Source organism: Myxococcus sp. CA023 (assembly GCF_010998615.1).
GTDB lineage: Bacteria > Myxococcota > Myxococcia > Myxococcales > Myxococcaceae > Myxococcus.
The window spans coordinates 101,305-121,453 of sequence record NZ_JAAEAH010000014.1 but is presented as its reverse complement, the minus strand read 5'-3'; the positions used below and the strand labels follow the sequence as shown (position 1 = coordinate 121,453).

The 20,149-nt window shown below is 70.4% G+C and carries 19 protein-coding genes; 12 read left to right on the top strand and 7 right to left on the bottom strand.

Annotation, left to right across the window (positions count from 1 at the left end):
• A partial coding sequence (locus F8M74_RS08695) for a 2OG-Fe dioxygenase family protein (protein ID WP_301340580.1) occupies positions 1 to 749 on the top strand: 749 nt, incomplete at its 5' end.
• A 229-nt stretch (positions 750 to 978) separates the two neighbouring features.
• Positions 979 to 2,013: an acyltransferase family protein gene (locus tag F8M74_RS08690; RefSeq protein ID WP_141253206.1), complete on the top strand. Its 1,035-nt coding sequence runs from the start codon at positions 979 to 981 to the stop codon at positions 2,011 to 2,013.
• A gap of 6 nt (positions 2,014 to 2,019) precedes the next feature.
• Here F8M74_RS08690 and F8M74_RS08685 read toward each other — a convergent pair whose 3' ends face one another.
• Positions 2,020 to 2,490 (bottom strand): hypothetical protein, encoded by a 471-nt coding sequence (locus tag F8M74_RS08685; protein ID WP_141253207.1) that lies wholly within the window; start codon positions 2,488 to 2,490, stop codon positions 2,020 to 2,022.
• A 206-nt stretch (positions 2,491 to 2,696) separates the two neighbouring features.
• On the opposite strand from F8M74_RS08685, the gene F8M74_RS08680 reads away from it, so the two are divergent.
• Positions 2,697 to 2,945 (top strand): hypothetical protein, encoded by a 249-nt coding sequence (locus tag F8M74_RS08680; protein ID WP_020477966.1) that lies wholly within the window; start codon positions 2,697 to 2,699, stop codon positions 2,943 to 2,945.
• A gap of 3 nt (positions 2,946 to 2,948) precedes the next feature.
• Here F8M74_RS08680 and F8M74_RS08675 read toward each other — a convergent pair whose 3' ends face one another.
• A complete protein-coding gene (locus tag F8M74_RS08675) occupies positions 2,949 to 4,364 on the bottom strand; it encodes a DUF2156 domain-containing protein (RefSeq protein WP_216619850.1) in 1,416 nt (471 codons plus the stop codon).
• A gap of 180 nt (positions 4,365 to 4,544) precedes the next feature.
• Between F8M74_RS08675 and F8M74_RS08670 the strand changes: the two genes are divergently transcribed.
• Genes F8M74_RS08670 through F8M74_RS08655 form a run of 4 tightly spaced genes read left to right on the top strand, consistent with a single transcriptional unit; the run spans position 4,545 to position 10,352 of the window.
• Complete coding sequence (locus tag F8M74_RS08670; protein ID WP_141253209.1) at positions 4,545 to 5,123, top strand: Wss1p-related putative metallopeptidase; 579 nt, start codon at positions 4,545 to 4,547, stop codon at positions 5,121 to 5,123.
• Between the two features lie 13 nt (positions 5,124 to 5,136).
• Positions 5,137 to 7,689 (top strand): M1 family metallopeptidase, encoded by a 2,553-nt coding sequence (locus tag F8M74_RS08665; protein WP_141253210.1) that lies wholly within the window; start codon positions 5,137 to 5,139, stop codon positions 7,687 to 7,689.
• A complete protein-coding gene (locus F8M74_RS08660; protein WP_171410193.1) occupies positions 7,686 to 9,050 on the top strand; it encodes a phosphoenolpyruvate kinase in 1,365 nt (454 codons plus the stop codon). The genes F8M74_RS08665 and F8M74_RS08660 overlap by 4 nt, the downstream gene beginning before the upstream one ends.
• Positions 9,051 to 9,071: 21 nt before the next feature.
• A complete protein-coding gene (locus F8M74_RS08655; protein WP_228559197.1) occupies positions 9,072 to 10,352 on the top strand; it encodes a hypothetical protein in 1,281 nt (426 codons plus the stop codon).
• Positions 10,353 to 10,391: 39 nt separating this feature from the next.
• Here the strand turns inward: F8M74_RS08655 and F8M74_RS08650 are convergent, their stop codons facing one another.
• From F8M74_RS08650 to F8M74_RS08635, 4 genes are all read right to left on the bottom strand, one after another.
• Complete coding sequence (locus F8M74_RS08650; protein WP_141253213.1) at positions 10,392 to 11,459, bottom strand: DUF2804 domain-containing protein; 1,068 nt, start codon at positions 11,457 to 11,459, stop codon at positions 10,392 to 10,394.
• Between the two features lie 128 nt (positions 11,460 to 11,587).
• The gene (locus F8M74_RS08645; RefSeq protein ID WP_141253214.1) at positions 11,588 to 12,760 is read right to left on the bottom strand and encodes an ABC transporter permease; all 1,173 of its coding nucleotides are present in this window, start codon (positions 12,758 to 12,760) and stop codon (positions 11,588 to 11,590) included.
• Complete coding sequence (locus F8M74_RS08640; RefSeq protein WP_141253215.1) at positions 12,757 to 13,494, bottom strand: ATP-binding cassette domain-containing protein; 738 nt, start codon at positions 13,492 to 13,494, stop codon at positions 12,757 to 12,759. The genes F8M74_RS08645 and F8M74_RS08640 overlap by 4 nt, the downstream gene beginning before the upstream one ends.
• 13 nt (positions 13,495 to 13,507) lie before the next feature.
• The gene (locus F8M74_RS08635) at positions 13,508 to 15,025 is read right to left on the bottom strand and encodes an alpha/beta hydrolase (protein WP_141253216.1); all 1,518 of its coding nucleotides are present in this window, start codon (positions 15,023 to 15,025) and stop codon (positions 13,508 to 13,510) included.
• An 85-nt stretch (positions 15,026 to 15,110) separates the two neighbouring features.
• Here F8M74_RS08635 and F8M74_RS08630 point away from each other — a divergent pair, with 85 nt between their 5' ends.
• The 5 genes from F8M74_RS08630 to F8M74_RS08610 all read left to right on the top strand — a co-directional run bounded on the left by F8M74_RS08630 (position 15,111) and on the right by F8M74_RS08610 (position 18,384).
• Positions 15,111 to 15,953: an LEA type 2 family protein gene (locus tag F8M74_RS08630; RefSeq protein WP_141253217.1), complete on the top strand. Its 843-nt coding sequence runs from the start codon at positions 15,111 to 15,113 to the stop codon at positions 15,951 to 15,953.
• A gap of 105 nt (positions 15,954 to 16,058) precedes the next feature.
• Complete coding sequence (panD, locus tag F8M74_RS08625) at positions 16,059 to 16,451, top strand: aspartate 1-decarboxylase (protein WP_011556755.1); 393 nt, start codon at positions 16,059 to 16,061, stop codon at positions 16,449 to 16,451.
• Positions 16,452 to 16,560: 109 nt separating this feature from the next.
• Complete coding sequence (locus F8M74_RS08620; RefSeq protein WP_141253218.1) at positions 16,561 to 17,004, top strand: hypothetical protein; 444 nt, start codon at positions 16,561 to 16,563, stop codon at positions 17,002 to 17,004.
• Between the two features lie 3 nt (positions 17,005 to 17,007).
• Positions 17,008 to 17,640, top strand: a complete 633-nt coding sequence (locus tag F8M74_RS08615) for an EcsC family protein (protein WP_141253219.1) — start codon at positions 17,008 to 17,010, stop codon at positions 17,638 to 17,640.
• 159 nt (positions 17,641 to 17,799) lie between these two features.
• Positions 17,800 to 18,384 carry a MarR family winged helix-turn-helix transcriptional regulator gene (locus F8M74_RS08610; protein ID WP_171410192.1) on the top strand — a complete coding sequence of 195 codons (585 nt, stop codon included), beginning with the start codon at positions 17,800 to 17,802 and terminating at the stop codon, positions 18,382 to 18,384.
• Positions 18,385 to 18,435: 51 nt separating this feature from the next.
• On the opposite strand, the gene F8M74_RS08605 is transcribed toward F8M74_RS08610, so the two are convergent.
• Positions 18,436 to 20,148 (bottom strand): carboxypeptidase regulatory-like domain-containing protein, encoded by a 1,713-nt coding sequence (locus F8M74_RS08605; RefSeq protein WP_141253221.1) that lies wholly within the window; start codon positions 20,146 to 20,148, stop codon positions 18,436 to 18,438.
• Position 20,149 lies beyond the last annotated feature (1 nt).

Below are 20,149 nucleotides of genomic sequence, written 5' to 3'. Positions count from 1 at the left end.
CCCTGAGTCCGACGCCCATGAGCTTCCAGCCCCCCGTCACCCCCGCGTCCGAAGTCCCCACGGCCCTCAGCGGGCATGGCTACGCCGTGCTCACCCGCGACGGCCTCTGCGAGCTCGCGGGCATCGACTCGCCCGCGCTGGACGCACTGCGGCCGTCCTGGAACGAGCTGCCGCTGGATGGCTTCCTCCGGGATGGTGGCCGCTACCGCTCACGACGGCACTCCTGCTTCATCGTGGACGGCGCCTCGGTGACACAGGTGCCTCACCGCGCGCACTGGCAGCCGGTGGAATACAACGCGCTTCACGGCGGCATGGAGCGCTGGTTCGAGCCCGTGCAGCCCGACATCGTGTCGCAGCCGGTGTGGACGGGGCTGATTCGAGGCATCGCCGCGTGCTGCTCCCAGCTCAAGGGCGAGCGCCCCTGGTACGTCGAGGCCCACCAGTTCCGCATCGACACCACCGACGGCATCGGCCGGCCCACACCCGAGGGCGCGCACCGGGACGGCGTGGACTTCGTGGCGGTGCTGCTCGTGGGCCGCGAGGGCATCAAGGGCGGTGAGACGCGCGTCTTCGAAGCCGACGGTCCCAACGGCCTGCGCTTCACGCTGACGGAGCCCTGGTCCGCGCTGCTGCTGGATGATGCGCGCGTGATTCACGAGAGCACGCCCATCCAACCGCAGGGAGACACCGGCCACCGGGACACGCTGGTACTCACGTTCCGGGCCGGGGGGTTCCAGGGCCCCGAGTAGCGCCCGGGAGCGCCGCTGCTCGCTTCAGGACACTTGCATCTCCGGTCCGCGTGCTTGCCTGACACACGCGCGCGCGGGCGAGCGGGGTGCGTGGCACCGCGACATCGAAACGCCCTTCCATGACGGACGGCGCTCTGCCGGACCATTGAAATCAACCAGCGGCAGATGCTGGGAGAAACGGAGCTCCCCCCTCCCGTTCAGCCTCGAGATGGGCTTCTCTACTGAGGTTGTGACGACCGCTGGCCGCATCCCGCTGTTCGAGAACGTGCGAGGCATCCTCATCACCCTGGTGGTGATGGGGCATGCGCTCGAGCCCCTGCTCGGCCGAGAGCCGCTCGCGAAGGCGCTCTACTCCGGCCTGTACCTGTTCCACATCCCCGCCTTCGCGTTCCTCTCCGGGCACCTGTCCCGCGCGGACAGCGGGCCACGCGCGCTGAGCGCCATCGCCTGGGGGCAGCTCGCGCCGCTGGCCGTGTTCCAGGTGCTGTACGTCGCCTTCGACGCGTGGGTGCTTGGCCGGGGCTGGAGTTCCCACTGGCTGGTGCAACCGTACTGGCTGCTGTGGTTCCTGCTGAGCCTCGGGTGCTGGCGGCTGATGCTGCCCCTGCTCCTCCGCCTGCCCAAGCCGCTGATGTGGGCCGTGGCGCTGGCGCTCGTCGCGGGACTGCTGCCCTGGGTGGGCTACCTGGTCGGCCTGTCGCGGACGTTCGTGTTCCTGCCCTGCTTCGTCGCCGGTCACCTGACGCGAAGGGAGTGGCTGCTTGCCCCTCGAACCACCCGGGGCTGGCGCCTCGTGCTCGCGGCGTCCCTGGCCGTGGGCCTGGGCGCATGCGTCGGGGCGGTGGCCATGGGCGCACTGCCCGCGCCCGCGCCGCAGTGGCTCTACGGGAGCAGCGGCTACGCGGTGCTCGGTGCCACGGCGCTCACGGGCATGGCGGCGCGCGCGGCGCTCTTCTGCGGTGCACTGGCGCTGACATGGGCACTCTTCGCGCTCAGCCCGCGTCAGGAGAGCGCGCTCACGCGGCTGGGTGGACGGAGCCTGGCGCCCTTCCTCCTGCACGGCTTCGTCGTGCGAGCCGCCGAGCACGTGGGCGCGTACTCGTTCCTCCAGGGGCCCGTGGGCGTCGCCCTCGCGCTGGGAGCGGGGGCGCTGCTCACGGTGCTGCTGGGCCGGCCTTCCGTCGTCCAGGCCACGCGCCCGCTGTGGGAGCCTCGGTGGCTCTTCCAGCGGACGCGTGACGCCGTGCCGGGCCTGGGGCGCTGAGCGGGCCTACTTCTTCCCGTAGTTCAGCTTCACGCCCTTGCGCTTGGCATAGATGTACGCCTCCATGGCGCGCATGCGCGGGTCACCATCCGCCAGCGGCCTGCTGCGCGCAATCTGCTGCTCGTCGCCGGTGCGGACCACCTTCAGGGCCTCGCGAGCGAGCTTCACGAAGTCCTGCTTGTGCGCCGCGATGCCGATGCTGTGGAACTTCTGGTCGCTGAACAGCGGCGACACCACGTTGCCCGCATGGCAGCTGTTGCAGCGGGCCTTGCCGTTGAAGAGCTTCTCACCCAGCAGCACTCGCTCCGGCGTGGGCGCGAGGCTGGCTGGGACGGACAGCTTCCACAGCGCCGCGGACACGCCCGGTGGCAGGGCGGCGGGCGGAGGCGCCGCTTCCTTCGCGGCGGTCTGGGCCTGCCTGGCTTGGGCGAACAGCAGGACGGCGAGCGACAGTGCAACGCCAGACGGCGGGCGCATGGTCTCCCCGCCCCACCAACCACGTTGCACGCCGCGAGGAGTCGAGACGCCGGGCTGGGGTCAGCTCTCTCCCGAAAACACCACTATTCCCGCGCCGCGGTCCAGATTGCGTTCGCCGGAATGTCCATCAATGGAGCAATGGCAGACACCTTGCGTGGGCTGCCGAACATCCCGGGCGCGTGCATCTTTCGCGAAAGGAGGGCGTCATGTGGGACCCAGGAGAGCTGCGCGAGGGAATGGCCGTGAGGGACGAACACGGGCGGAGGCTCGGCACGGTGGTGCATATCGGAGACACGCACTTCGAGCTGGAGCAGGGCTGGCCGCCCAGCCGCGACTTCATGGTGAGCTTCCACCTGGTGGCGCGGGTGGACCATGGGGAGGTGTTCCTCCACCCCGGCCATGGCGCCACCGTCCCCACGGAGGATGAGATGCCCGACAGCGGCGCGTACATCTGACGGCTAGCGTCCGGGCAGGCGCAGGTCGCGGGAGATGAAGAGCAACCCGGACGCCGTCGCTGGCGCGAGCACGGCCAGGGCGATGATGGCCCCGTCCAGCGGGCTCCGGGCGAGCGGCACGTTGTAGGTGACGGCCTGGATGAACGTCAGACACGCGTCCGCCGCCGTCAGCCCACCCAGCACCGTGGCCAGGGCGTCCCGCCAACGCCGCACCAACGAGAAGAGCCCCACCGTCAGGCCCACGTCGAACACCACCCACGCCCACTGCACCGGGACGAACGGGAACCAGCGCGCCGTGGAGGGCAGCGCCAGCAGCGCGGTCCACGGAACGAGCAGCACGGCGAGCGCATGCACCAGCAGGCGCGGGCGCCGCAGCAGCGTGGCGATGCCGAAGAGCAACAGGCCGCCCTGCGCGAAGGCCCGCAGCGCGTCGTACACCGCCGCCAGCCCGCCCCGGGGCTCGGGATAGGACAGATGGATGGGCACCCAGGCGTCGGGGCGGAACTTCCCCTTGAAGGTGCGCAGCCCCTCGAAATCGAAGAGCGGTCGGCCGCACGCCCGCGCCAGTCGCAGCCATGGCCGCACCGGCCCCGCGAGCGGCGCCAGCCCCAGCGTCACGTAGCGCCGCCCGGTGGCGGCCGCCGCGCGCATGGCCGCGTCCACCAGCGCCTCCGCGGTGCCATTGGGCGCCTCCGGGTCTCTGAGCAGGTCCTGGAGGAACCAGCCTTCGCGGGCATACACGGGCGACACCGACAGGAAGCCCACCACCTCGCCCTCCACCTCCGCGACGAAGGCGTACCGCTCGCTCGCGAAGGCATGAGGACGAAGCTGGACCAGGAAGCCCATGGGCGCCATGCGCCGGGACGCCAGCCAGCGTGCCTTCAGCAGCTCCACCGCTCGCCGCGTGGGGTGCAGCGGGTCCCCCAGCTCCGTGACGGGCGCTTCACGGACCTTCACGCCTCGCGCGCGGGCACGGCGCAGCTGCTCGCGCAGGCTGCGGCTGCTCCGCACCACGTCGTCCCAGTGGGCCGGGTCCCAGACGGGCTGCTCGCCGATGGGCAGCGACGCCATGGGGGCCAGCTCAATGAAGCGCGGCTCGGTGGCGAAGAAGCACACGCGCCGGTCCACTGCTCGCGCGGCCACGCGGAAGCCCTCCGCCACCGAAGCCAGCCGCTCCGGCGCGGCAATGGGCGCCCCGGCCGCCACCCAGGCACCGCCCGTGTCCACGTACGCCACACACGCGTCGCCCGCCGGGTCGAACCAGTACCGGAAGCCAGGCTGCAACACCTGGAACGAGGTGGCGTTCCAACCGTACCGGCGCAGCAGCGCCAGCACCTGCTCGCGTGGCTCCGGGCCAGCCGGGGCCTTCTGTTGAGAACGTCCATCCACGCGCGGCGGAAGGTATGTGCCCCACCCCATGGACGGCAAACGAGAACACCGCCGCGCGACTGAGTCATCGTCAGCAACACGATGGCCCGCTCCGACCTCGCCCTGCCCCAGCTCACCCAGCCCTTCCCCAGGCCGGGCGGCGCGCTGGAGGCCGGCGGCCTGTAGCCAGCAGCGGGCGCGGGTGGGAAGCTTGTGCCGGACCGGCGCACCGTGACCTTCGCCTACTACGACACCCTCACCCCCGCCCAGCAGCGCGTCTACCGGATGAGTGATTCGGTGAGCGCGCTCCGGCTCCGCGAGCCGCGGACACTGGAGCCCCTGGTGGCCGCGTTGCGCGAAGCCCTGGCCACGGGCCGGCAACCGGAGACCGAGCACGCCACCGCCCGGCTGAGCGACGCCCTCTGCGAGCGGCTGGACCTGTTCGCGCCGCGGGTGGAGGTGCTGGAGGTCCGCCCCTCCTCCACCACCGGCGAGCTGCACGGCATGTACACCCTGGAGCGGGGCCGTCGCCCTCGCATCCAGCTGTGGATGCGGACCGCGAAGCACGCGCGGGTGGTGGCCTTCCGCACCTACCTGCGCACCCTGCTGCACGAGCTGTGTCACCACCTGGACTTTCTTCTGCTGGAGCTGCCCGCTTCCTTCCACACGGAAGGCTTCTTCCAGCGGGAATCCAGCCTCTTCCACCAGCTGGTGCCCCGCCCGGCCCGGGCACGGCGTTCTGGGGCCAGGAAGGGTGTGACGGCGGACACCCCTGACATAAGTCCAGGCAGGCGGCGGCGCGGAGGCTAGATTCCGCGTCCCTATGGTGCATCCGACCGAAGACAAGAACTTCCGCCTGCCGACCTCCATCCGTCCCCGCCGCTACGCGGCCACGCTGACCCTGGACCTGGACGCGAAGTCCTTCTCCGGCCAGCAGACCGTCGACCTGGACGTGGCGGCGCCGTCGAACGAAATCATCCTGCACGGCATCGCCCTGGAGCTGAGCGACGTGACGTTCCGCGCCGGTGGCCAGCAACGCAAGCCAGCCTCCATCCAGCCCGCGCAGGCGAGCGAGACGGTGGTGCTCCGCTTCGATGAGGCGCTGCCCACGGGCGCCGCGTCGCTGGACGTCGCGTGGACGGGGCGCTTCACGGAAGGGCTGCGCGGCCTGTACCAGGCGGGCAAGGTGGCGGCCACCCAGTTCGAGGCCGCCGACGCGCGCCGGCTCTTCCCCTGCTTCGACGAGCCCGCCTTCAAGGCGCGCTGGGCCCTCACCGTCCGCGTCCCAGCGGGGCTCACCGTGCTGGGCAACGGCCCGGTGGTGAAGGACACACAGGAGGGCAACCTGCGCGCGGTGACGTTCCAGGAGACGGAGGTGCTCAGCAGCTACCTCATCGCCCTGGTGGTGGGCCCGCTGGTGGGCACGGACGCGCAGGACGTGCAGGGCGTGCCGGTGCGGACCTGGGCGCTGCCGGAGAAGGCGCACCTGACGCGCTTCGGCCAGGACGTGGCGCTGGCGGTGCTGCCCAGGCTCCAGGACTACTTCGGGCTGCCGTATGCCTTCACCAAGGTGGACCAGGTGGGCATCCCCGACTTCGAGGCCGGCGCCATGGAGAACGCCGGACTGATTACCTACCGCGAGGTGGCGCTGCTGCTGGACCCGGCCACCGCGCCGCTGTCGGTGAAGAAGCGCGTGGCGGAGGTGGTGACGCACGAACTGGCGCACCAGTGGTTCGGCAACTGGGTCACCATGGCGTGGTGGGACGACCTGTGGCTCAACGAGGCGTTCGCCACGTGGATGGCCTTCAAGATTGTCGACCAGTGGCGCCCCGAGTGGCGCATGTGGCTGGACTTCGACGCGCACCGTGCAAGCGCGCTGCACCTGGACGCGCTCAAGTCCACGCACCCCATCCACGGCGAGGTGCGCAACGCGAGCGAGGCCGGTGAGAGCTTCGACGCGATTACGTACGAGAAGGGCGGCGCGGTGCTGCGGATGATTGAGGGCTTCCTCGGGGAAGGCCCCTTCCGCGAGGGCATCCGCCAGTACATGCGCAAGCACGCCCGCGCCAACGCGGTGAAGGAAGACTTGTGGAACGCGCTGGGCGACGCCGCGAAGCAGCCGGTGGAGGAACTGGCCACCGCGTGGGTGGGCCAGAGCGGCTTCCCATTGGTGACGGCGACGCTGGACGGGCGCGGGCTGTCGCTGTCGCAGCGGCGCTTCTACACCGAGCCCGGTGTGCAGAGCGGTGAGGTGTGGCCGGTGCCGGTGGTGCTGCGCTACGAGGACAGCACCGGCGTGCGCGAGCAGCGCGTGCTGCTGCGGGACGCCCAGGCCACGGTGAAGCTGGAGGGCGAAGGCGAGGTGAAGTGGCTGACGGCCAACGCGGGCTCCACCGGATTCTACCGGGTCGCCTACGACAAGCCGGGCCTGGAGAAGCTGGCGACGAACCTGGAGTCTCTGGCCCCCTCCGAGCGCGCCGCCCTGCTGGCGGACCAGTGGGCGCTGGTGCGCGCGGGACAGGCGTCGGTGGCGGACCTGCTGAACCTGGCGGGCCGCTTCGGTGACGAGGAGGACGACTCCGTCCTGGACGAACTGGTGGGCCGGCTGGCCTACATCGAAGGCCGGCTGACGGACGGCGAGGACCAGGTCCGCTTCCGCGCGTGGGTGGAGAAGCTGCTGGGGCCGGGGCTGAAGAAGCTGGGCTGGCAGTCCGCGCCGAACGAGGCGGACCGGGTGAAGCTGCGGCGCGCGGCGCTGGTGCGCGCGGTGGGTGGCCTGGCGCGCAGCCAGGACGCGCTCGCCGAGGCCCGGCCCCGCGTGGAGCGCATGCTCCAGGGACAACGGGACGCGCTGGAGCCCAATCTGCTGGACGCCGCGGTGGGCATGGTGGCGCGCGCGGGCGACGCGGCGCTCTTCGACACCTTCCTCCAGAAGATTCCGTCCGAGCCCGACCCGGCCACGCAGCGCCGCTACCTCATGGCGCTCACCGCCTTCGAGGCCCCGGAGCTCACCGAGCGCGCGCGCGGGCTGCTCTACACGGACACGGTGAAGACGCAGGACGTGGCCAGCTTCGTGGCGGGGCTGCTGGGCAACCGCGTCGGCCGCGACGCGTGGTGGGCGCAGATGCGCACGCAATGGAAGGACGTGGTGGCCCGCACCGGCGGCGCCCCCATGCTGCTGCGCCGCATCGTCGAGGCCATGGGCATGCTGCGCACGCGCGAGCACCTGGAGCAGATGCAGGCCCTGCTCAAGGCCCAGCCCATCCCCGAGGCGCAGCAGGCCACGGCGCAGACACTGGAGCGGCTGTCCCAGGATGTGGCGCTGCGTGAGCGCTGCATGCCCGAGGTCTCCGCGTGGCTGAAGCGCCAGCCGTGAAGACGACGCTGACAGAAGCGAGCCTCTCGGGTGTGCGGGAGGCCCTGCGGCAGGCCAACGCGGGGTTCGAGCGCGCCTACCCGGGGGACTCGACCCAGCGACAGCCGGTGCACGTGGTGTACGGCGGCGCGCACCTCTTCCGGGCGGAGACGGCCCGGAAGCTGGGCGGCATCGCGCTGAACACGCTCAAGTCGTACGCACCGGATGCGCCCGTGCTGGCCCACGGACTGGGACTGCCCCAGCGCGGCCACTTCGCCCAGCGCGTCTACGCGCGCGTGGTGGCCAAGCTGGAGCGCGAGCCAGTGGAGGACCTGCGCATCGACTTCGAGGATGGCTACGGGCACCGCTCCGACGCGGAGGAGGACGGGCACGCCGTGTCCGCCGCGGAGGAGATGGCGCGCGGGCTGGCCCAGGAGCTGCTGCCGCCCTTCATCGGCATCCGGGTGAAGTCCTTCACCGAGGAGCTGTTCGACCGCGCCACGCGCACGTTGGATTTGTTCCTCACCACGCTGCTGGAGCGCTCGGGTGGGAAGCTGCCGCCCGGCTTCGTCGTCACGCTGCCCAAGGTGTCGCTGCCGGAGCAGGTGGCGGCGCTCGCTCGCGTCCTGGAGGTGCTGGAGACGCGGCACGAGCTGCCGGTGGGCACGGTGGGCATCGAGCTGATGGTGGAGACACCCCAGGCGCTCTTCGACCAGCAGGGCCGGCTGCACCTGCCCTCGCTGGTGGCCGCGAGCGCGGGCCGGTGCACCAGCGTCCACCTGGGCGTGTACGACTACACCGCCGCGCTGGGCGTCAGCGCGCACGTGCAAACGATGCGGCACCCGGCCTGCGACTTCCTGCGGGATTTGGTGCAGGTGTCGCTGGCGGGCACGGGCATCCGGCTGGCGGATGGCGCCACCAACGTCATGCCGGTGCCACCGCACCGGGCGAAGCAGGACGAGCCGCTGCTGCCCACCGAGCGCCGGGAGAACATGGAGGCGGTTCACCGGGTCTGGCAGTTGTCGTACCGGCACATCCGGCACTCGTTGGAGCGCGGCTGGTACCAGGGGTGGGACTTGCACCCGGGCCAGCTCCCCGTGCGCTACGCGGCGGTGTATGCGTTCTTCCTGGAGGGGCTGGACGCGGCCTCGCGCAGGCTCAGGGCCTTCATGGAGAAGGCCGCGCAGGCCACGCTGCTGGGAGACGTCTTCGACGACGCGGCCACCGGGCAGGGCCTGCTCAACTTCTTCCTGCGGGGCCTGAGCTGCGGCGCACTCACCCAGGACGAGGTGCTGGCCGCGGGCCTCACGTTGGAGGAGCTGCGCAGCCGGTCCTTCCGCGACATCGTCGCGTCACGCCGCGCCCGGGCCACTTCCGGCTAGGCCGCGGCCATGGACTCCTCCATGCGGCGCTTCGCTCTGCTGCTGTGCCTCACCTCCGCCTGCGCCGGACCGTCCGTGACGACGGTCCGGCCCGAGCAGCCCGTGCCCGAGCCGCCCCCTGCCGCGAAGGTTCCGCCGCCGCCCACGCCGACAGGCCCCTTCGCCCGGGAGCTGGCACCGCTGCCCAGGCAGCGCGTGAGCTCCGCGGAAGGCATCTTCACCGCCGAGGTGGAAGCCACCTCCGCGCCCCGCCTGACACGGCACGAGGGCTCCACACGCCTGGAGATTCCCCTGGGCACCGAGGCCACGTTGAGCTGCTTCGTGTACGAGCGCCCCATCGACGCGGCGGGCGCGGTGCTCGCGGTGGCGAAGGCGGCGCAAGGCCACAAGGGCGTCACGGTCCGGAGCATGGTTCCCACGGAGGTCACCATCGTCGCGGACGCACCGGTGATGTTCGTGGACGTGGACTACGAGGTGGTCGCCTCCGGGGACAGCGTGAGCGCGGGACGGCTCAAGCTGATGGTGAGCGCGAGCCCGGAGCTCCCCCTGCTGTGCGCCCATGACGAGCCCGGCTACGCGCGCACCTTCCACCGCGTCACCGCCGGACTGGCCGCCACACTCAAGGTTCCCGGCCCCGCCCGGACGCCCGCGCGAACGAAGGCGCTTCGCGTGTTGAAGCTGGATGGGCGGCTCGCGGGATTCGACTGGCGCACCGAGCGAAGCCTGGAGGGAGGCTCGCGGCGCACGGAAGTCTCCACCAGCCTGCTGCTGCCAGCGGCCGCGAATGGCCCGCACGCGGAGGACCGCGCCATTACCACTGTCACGGATGAGGCGGGCCGGCTGAAGGAGCAGCGCCATGCGCATGCGGAAGACGGGCGGCTCACGCTCCAGGTGACGCTCCGCCGCGAACGGGAGCCCCAACCGCCCACGCGCGCCGCTCCCGAGACGGCGTACCGCTACGAGGGGCGACAGGGCTCGCGCGCACTCAAGGGCACCTTCACGTCGAAACGAGGGCTGGCCACGGAAGACACGGTCCATGACACCGTGCGCGACTTGCTGCGCCCAGGTGGCCCGGCGGAAGCAGTGCTCGACGTCTATCGGCCCGCCGACGTGCCCTCCGCCCCCATGGAGCTGGTGCTGCGCCGGGTGCCCTCGGCTGGGCCACGAGCCCTGACGCTCACCACGGGCGACACCACCGAGGAGGCGCGGGCAGCCGAAAGCGGCACACTGGAGTGGACGAAGCGCGCCCTTCCCGAGGGACAGCTCACGTCCGAGCTCATCCACGGCAGCCCGCCGCCCTGAGTGGCACGGGCGAAGCCCGCGCCAGTGCGGTCACTCACCTCACCAGAGCATGTCCTGGTCCTCGGTGACGCCGGGGACGTTGGACAACTCCAGCGTGCGGCTTCCCACGCGCACCGTGCCGTTGAAGAAGCCCACCGGCTGCGCGAAGTGGCTCACGACGAGGCGCAGGTTCCGATCCTCGCGGTGCACATGAAGGGGCTGGAAGCGCAGGTCCACCGCGCCATCCACCGTCGCAAGTCGCCACGGCGCCATCAGGTCCTTCGCGTCGTATTCGAAGCGGGCGCGCGCCAGCGGGTACAGCTTGTCCCCCAGCCACAGCGCGTTCTCGTTGGCGTCCGCGTTGCCCTCGTTGAAGCCCTCCACGAGGTTGATGCCCACCGGCGTGCCGTCCGCCAGCCGCCCCGACGCGAAGGCCCAGCGCCACGCGGTGTGCCGCGCCAGGTAGCCCTGCGTGTAGTCCATGCCGCCCACGCCTCCGTCCAACCGGAAGCGCTTCCCGCCCGCCTCCAGGCTGCCGAAGGTGAGCAGGCCATTGCTCTTCATGGTGACGTTCACCAGCCCGTCACCCTCCACCGGCGACACCACCGTGAGCGCGGGCGGGCCGCCGGCCACCATCAAGTCGCCCTCCCACTGGAAGGACTGGAGGCTTCCGGTGCGCAGCCGGCTGACGTCCACCGCCACCCGGTAGCGCTCGTCGTCCTCGCCGCGCTGCACCGACAGCCGTCCGCCCAGCGTGCGGAAGGAGGCCTTGAGGCCCTGACCGGGCTTGTCACCCAGCTCCACCATGGGGCCGGGCGTGCCCAGGAAGCTCACGTCACACAGCGGCTTGCGCTCGCGCAAGTCCAGGGCCACCGCGAAGGCGCTCGACGAGTAGCCCAGGTCCACCACCGCGAAGAGCGCGGCGACCTCGGGCGTGGCCGCGAAGGTGTACTGCCAACGCTTGCGCTTCAGCAGACGCGTGGTACGGCCTGGGGCCCACTGCCCTTGCAGGCGCGGCAGGTCCACTTCGGGCAGCTCACCCTGGTAGGTACCGAATCGGGGCTCCCCCCCGGAGGTGGCCACGGATACTGGCGCGGGAGGGAACAAGGCGTCTTGCTCTGGCTTCATCTGGCCCCATTGGAAGGCAAAGGCGCGTGGCTGTCATGTCAGGCCGCCGCCCAAGCGCCACCCGCCGACAGTGGCACCTGAGAGGTTGTGCGGAGCGTAACGCAACAGCGGCGCGAAGGGGACCCTCGTCAGCCCCGGCCGAAGACGATGCGCTCCTGGGACAACAAACGCGCGGTGACCGCCAGCGACAACACCGTGAGCAGGATGCTGGACGCGCCCGCGATGAGGAACGGCAGCGCGCCCAGCGGCTCACCGCGCATCACCTCGCCCGCGAGCACCTCCTGGCCCAGCACCGGCACCGCGAACATCCACATCTTCGGCTGGAGCGGCGACAGGGCCAGCACCATGCCCGGCAGCATGGGCACCACCATCAGGAGGGACAGGTACGTCTGCGCCTCCTTGAAGGAGCGTGCATAGGTGGACACCCACACCTGCACGGCGGAGGCGGCCAGGGCCAGCGGCAGCACGGCGGCGGCCATGCCCAGGGCGGCGGGCGCGTCGAAGCGGGCCTTCACCCCCAGGTCCTCCAAGGGCACGCGCCGCACCACTAGCATGTAGGCCACCAGCGTTATCAGCACCGCCGCGATGGCCATGACCACGGTGGCCAGCCACTTGCCCGTCACCACCGCGCTCCGAGGCGCCGGGTTGAGCAGCAAGGGCTCCAGCGAGCCGCGCTCGCGCTCACCCGCCATGACGTCGCTGGCCACCTGCATGCCGCCCGCGAAGGCGGCGATGACCAGGAAGAGCGGCACCATGTTGAGCAGCCCCGCCGCGGTGCGCTCCGGCGTGGACAGGTCCGCCTCCTGCACCCGCACGGGAATGGCCAGGTCCGGCGAGACGCCACGCGCATAGAGGCGCTGGTTGCCCAGCATCTGGGCATACGCCTCCAGCAGCCGCCGCGCGCGCAGCACCGACTGGCGCGCGGACTGGCGCGAGCTGTCCACCACGAGCTGAACCTCGGCGGTGCGCCCGGCGGAGTACGATTCGGCGTAGTCGTCCGGCACCACCAGCACCGCGTCCAGCGAGCCCGCCCGGATGCGCGACTCGTAGTCCTCCGGCGCCGCTTCCAACTGCGCGCCGTAGCGCTCCAGGAAGGCCATCAGGCTGGGGGCGTGCTCCCGCCCCACCACCGGCAGCGCCAGCGGCCGGTCCTGCCGGTACCAGGAGGCCAGCAGGTTGAACATCACCATGAACACGACGGGGCCAATCAGCGGCCACATCAACGAGGTGAGCACCGAGCGCCGGTCGCGCAGGTGGTCCTTCAGCTCCTTGCGGAAGACGGAGAAGGACAGCCCGCTCATTGCATCAACCCCTGGTCCGTGCCGATGGTGGCCACGAAGGCCTCCTCCAGGCTGTCCTTGCCGGTGCTCGCGCGCAGCGCGTCCGGCGTCCCGTCCGCCACCACCCGTCCGTGCGCCACCACCACGATGCGGTCACACAGCGCGGCCACTTCCTGCATCACGTGACTGGAGAACACCACGCACCGGCCTTCATCCTTCAGCCGCCGCAGCAGCGTGCGCACCGAGCGCGTGCTCATGACGTCCAGCCCATTGGTGGGCTCGTCCAAGAGCACGTTGCGAGGCCCGTGCACCAGCGCCCGCGCCATGGCCACCTTCACGCGCTGGCCCTGGCTGAAGCCCTCCGTGCGGCGGTCCGCGATGTCCCGCATGTCCAACAGGTCCAGCAGTTCGTCCACGCGCTTGTCCAGCGTGGCGCCGGACAGACCGTGCAACTCGCCGTAGTAGCGCGCGTGCTCGCGGGCGGTGAGGCGCGGATAGAGGCCACGCGCGTCCGGCAGCACGCCCAGCGCCCGCCGGGCCTCCTGCGGCCGCTGCACCACGTCCACGCCGTCCACCAGCGCGGTGCCGCGGTCCGGCCGCACCAGCGTGTAGAGCATGCGCATCGTCGTCGTCTTGCCAGCGCCGTTGGGGCCCAACAGGCCCGTGATGACGCCATCCTCCGCCGTGAAGGACACGTCCTCCACCGCCGTCACCTTCTTGCCAAAGCGCTTGTGCAGGTTCCTGGCTTCAATCATGGCGCGCGCGTCCTCAAGGCACCGGGCCGGCGAAGGAGGTGAAGAAGGGAGGACGGGTGAGGTGGGTGCCGCACGCGGACGACAGCCCCTCCACGCTCCCTTGGGTCAGCAGGTCCAGCATCAGCGTGCGCGCGCAGTCCGCGCCAATCGTGTTGTGGCCCACGCCGGGCACCACCACGTGCAGGCTGTTGGAGAGCGTGCGCTTTGCCTCCTCGGCCCACGCGGGCGGCGTCACCGGGTCCAGCTCCCCCGACAAGAGCAGCGTGGGCACCGACGACACCACCGGCTCGCGGTAGCCCTGGGGCAGGCTCCCACGCGGCCAGTCCGCGCAGACGGAGAGCACTTCCCGGCCCATGGTCGGACCGAACCAGGTGCCCTGCGACTCGCGCACCAACGCCGCCTCGTCGTAGAAGGGCGCGTCCTCCGCGCACACGACGGCGAAGTAGAGGCCATGGCTCACCGTGCGTCCCAGGTTCTCCGTCAGGCCCACGCTGAGCGCGACGAAAGGGGACCAGTCTCCCTGCGTGGCCCGGTCCAGCATCAACGGCACCAGGGAGGACATCTCCGGGCTGTAGAGCTGCGCGAAGAGCTGCGCCAGGAAGGCGCGGCGCGACAGGACGACCTCCTCCAACACACCGGTGCGCGGGTGCGCCACCTGGGTGCGCGCGGGCGTGGTCTCCAGCGTCGTCAGCAACGTCTCCGTCCTGGACCGAAGGTTCGGATACGCCTGGGTACACGCCGCGTCCGCCTCGCAGTTCGCCAGCAGCCGGTCCAGCGCCTGCTGCGCGTCGCGGGGCGCGAACAGCGGCAGGTACAACCCCATGGGCGCCACGCCGTCCAGGATGGCGGTCCGCACGCGCTCCGGGTGCTGCCGCATGTACACGAGCGCCGCGCGCGTGCCGTAGGACACGCCCCAGAGGTTGAGCTTCTCGTAGCCCAGCGCCTCGCGGACCTCGTCCAGGTCATCCATGGCGACGGGCGTGGTGTAGTGCCGCACGTCCGCGTCCCAGCCCTCGCGGCACTTGCGCACCTCCTCCGCCGCTTGGCCTTCCTCAAGCCGCGAGGACAGACCCTCTTCCGGCGCGTCCGTCTTGCAGTTCAGCGGATTCGAGTCCCCCGTGCCTCGCTGGTCCACCAGCACGATGTCGCGCTTGCGGCGGATGCGCTCCACCGCCATCAACACCTGCGTCGAACGCGACGCCGCCTGGCCCGGGCCTCCCGCCAGCAGCACCAACGGATCCGGCTGCGGCTGCGCGGCCAGCGCCGGCACCACCACCACGCGCAGGGGAATCTTGCGGCCCGTGCGAGCCGCCCGGTCCTCGAAGACCTCATAGGTCCCACACTGGGCCTGCGTGGCCAGCCCCTCCAGGCGGCAGGGCTTCAACGACAGCGTTCGCCGCTCCGCGGGGTCCTGACTGCTCTTGGAACAGGATACCGATGCCGCAGCCAGTAGCCCCAGGGCCAGCAAGGCGCGCCAGGACGGACGATGGAAGGAGATGTGTGCACGGACCCCGGACAAGGGTGCCTCCATCTGGGTACGGGAGGCACCTCACATACCACCTCCCATGGCATTGCATTGAATCCCGCGCGGAGCAGGTGCGTCCGATGATACGCCCATGCCCACCATGAAACGTGCCCTCCTCGTCCTGGCCGTCCTTGGACTCACCACGCTCAGTGGCTGCGCCGCCTTGCAGAAGATGCTGAAGGGGGCTTTCAAGAAGCCCACCCTCTCCTTCAAGACGGCCCGGCTCGCGGATGCGTCCTTGTCCGACGCCACCATCAACCTGGTCTACGAGCTGAACAACCCCAACGGCTTTGGGTTGAACCTGGCCGAGGTGGACTACGCCTTCTTCGTGGAGGGCAAGCAGGTGGTGGCCGGCAAGCCACGCTCGGGTCTGGCGCTCAAGGCCAACGGCAAGAGCGAGCTCGTCTTCCCGGCCAACGTGAAGTTCGCGGACATCGTCCCCGTGCTGGAGACCTTCCTCAAGCAGGACAAGGCCGCCTTCAAGGCACAGGGCACGCTGGGCGTGAAGACGCCCATCGGCGTACTGAGCTTCCCTCTGGCGAAGGAAGGCACCTTCGAGGTCCCCAAGATTCCGCAGGTGTCCTTCCAGGCGCCGCGCATCAAGGACATCACCCTGACCGGCGCCACCGTGGAATTCCCGTTGTCGATCACCAACCGCAACAGCTTCCCGTTGCCGGTGGCCGGCATCACTGGCGCACTGAAGGTGGCGGGCGCGGATGTGGGCACGCTGTCCACCGGTAACCTGGGCAAGCTGGACGGCAGCGGGACGAAGCAGGTCACCCTGCCCCTCACCATCAGCTTCGCTCGCGCGGCGAACGCGGCCCTGGCCCTGCGCTCGGGCGGAAATGCGCAGGTTCGCCTGGACGGCAAGCTCACCTCGGAATCCCAGAGCGTGCCCCTGAGTCTCAATCAGCTCGTCAATTTCGTTAAGTGACGCCTGCCTGCACTGCGGGCAGGGGAACTGAACACAGGGTTGTCCCAGGGCGCCTCAGACGTTACGGTGGGGCGTCCTTGCCGCTTTTCCAAGGTCGAGACACACATGCGCCGCATCCTCTTCAAGTCGAAAATCCACCGCGCGACCGTGACCCAGGCTGACCTGGATTACGAAGGGTCCGTCACCATCGACCGCGACCTGCTTCGCGCCGCCGACATCGTGGAGAACGAAAAGGTCGCGGTCTGGAACATCACCCAGGGCACGCGCCTGGAGACCTACGCGCTGGAAGGTGAGGCCGGCAGCGGCGTCATCTGCATCAATGGCGCGGCGGCGCACCTGAACAAGCCGGGCGACCTGGTCATCCTGGCCACCTTCGCGGAAGTGGAGGAAGCCGAGGTGGCGAACTGGAAGCCCACCGTGGTGTTCGTGGACAAGGACAACCGCGTGGTGCCCGGGCAGACGAAGGAGATTCCGGGCCCGCAGCGCCGCTCGGCCTGACGTCCCGCGCCGCGGCGATCCGCTGGCTGCTTTGCCCCATCGAACGCCTTTTGCCATGCTCCACCCTTCCTTAAAGGGTGGGGTCGTGGGCCCCGGAGGAGTCGATACGATGAGGCGGTCGTGGGTGAGCGCTGGCGCGCTCTCGCTGGTACTGACAGGTTGTACGGGCACGGGGGCCTTCCGTCCGGACCCGAACAACGACGACCCGCTCTACGGGGTCATCCCCGTCGTGAAGGCGCCGCCGCAGAACCGGTGCGATGCGCTCGGCACGTCCTCCGCGCGGGGCTCGTGTGACGACGCCCTCTACCTGGCCACCGAGTACACCCGCCGGCTTTCGGTGGGTGATGAGATCTGCCTCGAGGGTGGCTACGGCGAAGACCCGGGCTCGGCGTGCAGGGCGCGCGCGGCCATCATCGACACCTCTCCCAATCAGGTGAAGTTGGAGGTGCGCGGTCCGAAGCCGGACTCGCGCTGGTTCAACGTGGAGATGCGGCACGCCTGGTACGAAGAAGGCGCGCTGGTGGACCTCTACCTGTCCGAGCGGGGTTATTGAGGGATGGGTCTCTACGACAGCGTGGCCGAGCGGCTGGCCTTCATGAAGAAGATGACTCCGGCGGAGCTGAAGAAGCTCGGCTCGGCGCGGCTGTCGGACATCGTCCTCCAAGAGGTGGCGCGCTCACGCGTGCGCATCGCGACCCTGGAGAAGCGCTACCCGCAGGCGTCGCCGCGGGAGCTGGCCCAGCGCATCGTGGACGAAAAGAAGAACCTCGCCAGCATGGTGGGCGGGGTGAGCGGGGTGTTCGGGCTGGTGGCGTTGCCGGCGGACCTGCTCTTCATGGCGTACCTGCAAATCATCCTGCTCACGGACGTGGCCACCGTCTACAAGGTGAACCTCAAGACGGAGCGGGCGCGCGGGGAGATGCTGGACTTGTTTGGCTACGCCAACGGCCTGGGCCCGCTGCCTCGCGCGGGTCCCAAGGTGTTGGGAAAGCTGGCCGCCATGCTGCTGGAGAAGGGCGGCATGCAGACGCTGGGGCGGGCCATGCCGCTGGTGGCCGCGCCCGTCACCGCCTACTTCAACAACCAGCACATCCAGATGGTGGGCGAGCAGGCCGTGCGCTTCTACGAGGGCTTCGACAAGGCCCACGCCAAGGCGAAGGCCCAGCGCAAGAAGGCCAGCGGCGCCTGACGGACCGCGCCCCGCACATTTCTTTCGGTGGGTCCGATATGCCTTCCGCGCCGGACCGTTGATCGCCCAGGCGGGGCCTTTGCCCCGTTGGAAGACGGGCGGTCATCGGGATTCCTCGGCCGGAGGGACGATGACGCCCGAGAGACGGAGGCGACCAGGATGTCCGAGCTCTCGGCGGAAGTGCGGGTGCAGGTGGCGCGGTTGAGGAATCTGCTCATCGACGTAGCGCGCTGCGGTGCGTTGGGCAGTCCCCTGGGTGCCCTACCCCATACCGAGCTGGACCCGATGGAGGTCCAGGCCGTCTGGTGGCTGAAGGCGGAGAGCCTCCTCCCCGTCAACGTCCTCGCGGAGCGGCTGGGCGGCATTGCCCCGCCCCGGCTGAGCCGGCTGCTGGACCGGCTGGAGGCCGCGCAGCTCGTCCAGCGCGAGCGCTCCGTGCGGCATGACCGGCGGCGCGTTCGAGTGAGGCTCACGGAGCAGGGCCGCGCCCTGGCGGAGCAGGCGGACTCGGTGGTCCAGGAGCGCATGGCCCGGCTGCTGATGCCGTTGGAAGGCGAGCAGCGCAGCGCGCTGATGGACCTGCTGGAGGGGTGGGTGGAAGCCCTGGGCGGCAAGAACCGCGCGCCGGAGCTGGCCACCGAAGGGGGCGAGACGGACGCCCCAGTGGCCGATGAGCTGGAGCCCGCCGCGGCGCCCAGACGTACTCACACGGAGCTGATGGCCATCACCGCCAACGCGGCCTGACCTGCGCGGCCCAGGCCCTGCTCGTGGCCATCGCCGCGAGCGGGGTCTCCCCTAAAGCTGGACGCGAACCTCGCCCCCTCGCCGGCAGGCCTCGGCGACTTCCCCTGCCCAGGGCGCGTATCCCTCCGCCTCCACCTCCAGGTGAAGGCCGAACGGCCTCACGCGCCCCAACCGCCAACGTCCCTGCGCATCCGTGAGTCCCCACGCGGGAGGCAGTGAGCTCACGTCACTTGATGCGGTGACTCGCGCGCCGAACACCGGCTTGCGCCCATCCGTGACGAGCACCTCGCAATCGTTCCCCTCCACATCCACCTGGAAGGTGACGGTGCCGTCCACCATGTCCTCGCCCACGTCTGCGGCGGTGCTGGTGTAGACCTCGTGAACAGAGAAGGACACCAGCAATCGATAGCGCCCTGGCTCCAGAATGGACACGGCCATCCCATCCTCTTCTTGGATGTAGGCGCCGGCGGAGGCCAGCTCCCACTGGTTCTCGTGGCGCCACCGCTGGAGAACGAACACGGGATAGGGCTTCTGGGTCCGCGCCTCTATCTGTGCCCGCATGGCGGCATCCATGCGCAGCACGAGCCACCGGTAGGCCTTCACGCGCCACGTCACCTCGGCGTCCCGCACACCCGGCTCGGGCCTGAAATCGAAAGCCTGTTCCGTCGCGGCCACCGGACGTCTGGAAACTGGCGATGCCACCTCGACGCGGAAGCGGGACGGCTCCCAGGACGGCAGCCCCGACACGACAAAGTGCCCATCCTGCGCGAGCGGGATTTCCACGTCCCCCGGCCCCAGGAGCCTCGCGCCTTCCGGTGGACGGAACGTTCCTTCCAGCTCCACCTTCCCCCGCAGCGTCACCGCCTCACCCACGCCTTCGGGAAAGAGCGAACCCACGTCCAGCACCACCGGCTCCACACGCCCCTCGCGCAGAGACACCTCCACCCACGCGCTTTCCCTTCCCGCCGCGCTCCGGAGCACCAACCCCACCGCGGGGTCCGTGGGCAATGGCAGCAACTCCAGCGACTTCCCCACGGGGAGCGGAAGCGCCGTACCGTCCGCGAGCGCGGAGGCGATATCCGGCGCGACATGCCGAATCACGGGCAACAGTTCGCTCGCGCGCTCCGCGTCGCGAACATCCCGGGATACGCCACGCACCACACGAAGTGAGAACGGGCCATGCTCGGGTCGCACTCCCGCGAGCCGCACCCGCACACCGGTAGGTGCCCGGGCAGACAGCACAGCCTCCACGACGCCCGTGGTGACCCCCTCCTCGAGCACCACGTCGCCCAGCCAGAACGTTCCATCCGCAGCCCAGGCCACCACCCGGTAGAGCGGTACCACTGGAACGAGCACCGGTCCCAACGTCCCCCCCGTCGCGGACGGCGTCACCTCCACGGGCCGCCACTCCAACACGTTGGCCAGGTCCTCCAGCCGCTCAGGCCCGGCGCCCTCGCGCCCCTCGCGCTTCGACACTTCCCACTGGTGCTGGTCCGCGTCGGAGATGGAGGCCTCGCCCACGCGGGCCTCTCCCTGGAAAGGCACATCCCCTTGCAGCACCACGCGCAGAACCAGTCCCTCTGAGTGCGAGGACTCCGGATCCACGGGCGGCGGCGGACTCACGGGGGTTGGGGCTTCCGTGCGTACAACGGGCGCGCGCGCGGGCGTCACCGGCGCGGCGACGTCCGCGGCCCGCAGCCACCACAGCACGAGCGCGGCCAACACCAGCGCGGCGCCCCCCACACCCCATGCGCGACGTTTCAAG